The sequence below is a fragment of the Vibrio sp. 1180_3 genome, from assembly GCF_029478545.1.
Classification (GTDB): domain Bacteria; phylum Pseudomonadota; class Gammaproteobacteria; order Enterobacterales; family Vibrionaceae; genus Vibrio; species Vibrio aestuarianus.
This window is the reverse complement of the sequence record NZ_SJFM01000082.1, coordinates 1-3,567: the sequence shown is the minus strand read 5'-3', so window position 1 is coordinate 3,567 and position 3,567 is coordinate 1. Positions and strand designations below refer to the sequence as shown.

Annotated in this window: 2 protein-coding genes and 1 pseudogene; all 3 read left to right on the top strand. The window is 44.1% G+C overall.

The window, feature by feature from the left end:
• Nucleotides 1-117, top strand: a pseudogene (locus tag EYW48_RS20635) (IS630 family transposase); the annotation flags it as partial.
• A gap of 337 nt (nt 118-454) precedes the next feature.
• Nucleotides 455-871, top strand: a complete 417-nt coding sequence (locus EYW48_RS20630) for a CBS domain-containing protein (RefSeq protein ID WP_053310200.1) — start codon at nt 455-457, stop codon at nt 869-871.
• Nucleotides 872-1,055: 184 nt separating this feature from the next.
• A complete protein-coding gene (locus tag EYW48_RS20625; protein ID WP_277432989.1) occupies nt 1,056-3,356 on the top strand; it encodes a zinc/cadmium/mercury/lead-transporting ATPase in 2,301 nt (766 codons plus the stop codon).
• Nucleotides 3,357-3,567: the final 211 nt, after the last annotated feature.

Below are 3,567 nucleotides of genomic sequence, written 5' to 3'. Positions count from 1 at the left end.
GACTTCAAGGCGGCAATAGACCAATTTTTTTCTGTGACTCTTCCAGAGATCGCAGGCTCTTTGACATCTCGAATTAATGATCATTTTCAGGTTCTCAAGCCTGCATCTTCAAGTTGATTCGGTATACATCAACACTGGATTTTCTAAGATAGCGGATATTAACGGTGAATTCGCCATATCTCAGCCTTAATAATATAAAAGTTAATACATTAATATATAGATGATCTTGACGATAAAATCTTGCGCGTAATGGCGTGTTCAATGCTATTAAGTGGTTTATAAATGAGACGAAGGGCTTTTTGTTTTTCAATGCTTTTCTTTTAGTAAAGTAACATTCTGGAATGGTGATAGTTTTTGCCTATTAAAAAAATTGGTCATTTCCATTTAGTAAAATCAAGAAATTAGACAACACTTACTCTAAAGGCAGCATAACGTTGCAAGTAAGGAGACTATTATGCAATCGCTCAAAGTTAAAGATTATATGACATTACAAGCGGTTACTTTTAAACCCGAAATGTCACTCACTGCCGCGCTAGATAAAGTGATTCGTTCTGATCATCTAGGCGGTCCTGTCATTAACGATCAAGAGCAGGTGATCGGTTTTCTTTCCGAGCAGGACCTACTCGATAAATTAGTGAAAGTCAGCTATTTTTGCCAAGACACACATCTAGTCAGTGACTGTATGCACCCTGATGTGTTATCTGTCGGGCCTGATACCTCTATCATAGAACTTGCCGATATGATGAAAGTCGGTAAACCTAAGGTTTATCCCGTGATAGACCAAGGCAAATTGGTGGGTATTATCACCCGAAGAGATGTGCTACGTGCACTGGGTAAAAATCTCGACAGCTGTTTCAAGCGACAAGTATAAGTAGATTCAATCGTTTTCTAATCGATCGAAATAAGGATGTCGTTGTCTTTGCTATCCTGAGTCTAACTTAAATTGTGTGTGAGTAGTCCAGAGACGCCAAAGAGCGTCTCTTTTTTTTACTGGAGTATTGACCTTGGAGTTAGCTCTAAGGTGTAAGCTTATTGAAAAGTAAAAGGAGAACCTTATGTGTACAAAACACGACGCCTGTCGCTCAACAAAAAAAACGATAGTTCATCAACATTCTGCTTCATGTGCTAGTCCCAAAATCACCTCCATTAAAGCGGCTACGGTAGAGCCTAGTGATGGCGGCTGTTGTAGCTCTCAAGGTTGTCCAAGTGGTGCAGACCCTACTGATGACGAGGAATCTGCTCGGAGAGCATCATCCAATGCGCTTTATTCTTTAAGTTGGCAAATAGAGGGAATGGATTGTCCTTCTTGTGCGCGAAAAATAGAAACCGCGATTAAAAAAGTAAACGCTATTGTTGATGCAAAAGTACTGTTTGCTACTGAAAAACTGGTGGTTCAATTTAATGCGCCAGAGGCAGAACAAGCGATAGAGCAAGCCGTTGCCAGTGCGGGCTTTTCGATTCGCCGCACTGGTGCATCTCAAGTAAAAACTAGCGATACCACTGGTTGGAAATTGATCCTCATCCACAATGCACAAATCTTCTCAATAGCCTCAGCCATGGTTTTTGCTGCCATTATCCAATCTTACTTGCCACAGATTAGCCACTGGATTTTCGTCGTAACCTGCTTGGCTGGTTTATATCCGATAGCCAAAAAAGCGATACAGTTGGCAAAGTCAGGAACCCCTTTCGCTATAGAAACGTTAATGAGCGTTGCCGCATTAGGTGCACTCTATCTTGGGGAAACAGTAGAAGCGGCGATGGTTCTTTTACTATTTCTTATCGGTGAGCGTTTGGAAGCTTTTGCCGCCTCTCGTGCGAGAAGTGGTGTGCAAGCATTAATGGCTCTGGTACCTGAAACAGCAACAAAAATAGTGGCAGGAGCTCGCGTGAATGTCGCGGTAAGTAAGCTACAGCTAGGGGATGTTGTTGAAGTATCACCGGGAGCACGACTTCCAGCCGATGGCCAGTTACATGAAGTATCCGCCAGTTTTGATGAAAGTGCTTTAACTGGCGAATCATTGCCAGTTGAACGTTTTAAAGGTGAGAATGTGATGGCGGGCGCGGTGGTCGTCGATCAAGTGGTACGTTTTACCATAGTATCCAAACAGGGTGAAAATGCGATTGACCGCATTTTGCATTTAATTGAAGAGGCTGAAGCTCGTAAAGCGCCGTTAGAACGTTTTCTTGACCAATTCAGCCGTTGGTACACGCCATTAATGATGGTGCTCTCCCTTGCGGTGGTTGTCATCCCACCACTGTTTTTTGCTCAGCCTTGGGAAACGTGGGTGTATCGAGGTTTGGCGCTGTTATTGATTGCTTGTCCTTGTGCTTTAGTGATTTCAACGCCAGCGGCCATTACGTCGGGTTTAGCCGCCGGTGCGCGTCGTGGAGCCTTGATAAAAGGTGGAGCAGCGTTAGAGCAGTTAGGCAAAATTGAAACTATTGCGTTTGATAAAACCGGTACACTAACTAAGGGTAAACCCGATGTAACTGATGTGATTGCGCTTAATGGTTATCCGGAAAACCAATTATTGAGCATGGTGGCAGCTATTGAAATGGGGTCAAGCCATCCGCTGGCTACCGCCTTGGTTGCTAAAGTTGAATCTATGGGGCTACCGATTGCTCAGGCCTCTGACAAGAAGGCACTGATTGGTCGAGGTGTTTGTGGGGTAGTGGATGGAAAAACATACCAAGCACTAGCGCCAAGTAAAGTGACGGTTAGTGTTTCCCATGAGACAAAACAGCGCATCGAAGCATTAGAAAGTGAAGGTAAGACCGTTGTTGTTGTTTTGGAAGATGCGCGACTGATTGGCCTATTGGCTTGGCAAGATACCTTGCGTGAAGATGCGAAAGAGGCCATTGATGCTCTGCATCGGCTCGGGATCGGTACGATCATGCTCACGGGTGATAATCAAAGAAGTGCTGCAGCCATTAGTACTCAATTAGGTATCGACTTCAAAGCTAGTTTGTTGCCACAAGATAAAGTCAGTTATATCCAGCAGTTGGCACAGCAAAAAAATGTGGCCATGGTGGGGGATGGCATCAATGATGCGCCGGCAATGAAAGAGGCGAACATTGGTATTGCAATGGGGGGAGGAACCGACGTTGCGCTTGAAACAGCAGATGCCGCTATTACCCATAATCGGCTCATTGAATTAGCGACCATGGTGGAGTTATCGCAAGCGACGTTAAGAAACATTCGGCAAAATGTCACGCTGGCTCTTGGCTTAAAAGCCGTATTTCTAGTGACAAGCTTATTGGGGATAACAGGGTTGTGGGTCGCTGTTTTGGCTGACAGTGGTGCGACAGCTCTCGTTACATTGAATGCTTTGCGCTTATTGAAATTCAAGCAATAACCTAATGTTGATACGGGTGGCGGGTTGTCACCTGTATCATTTATGCTTTCACCGCCATTCTTTCTGAAAATGTGAAGTATGCGAACTATACCCGTGATCATTGAAGATGCTTGATTTTCAATAGAATCAGGATCATGCTACAAACCATGAAAATCACACTGACTCCTCAACAGAAACTGCAACTCGAACAGATGCACGACATTGAGCGTGA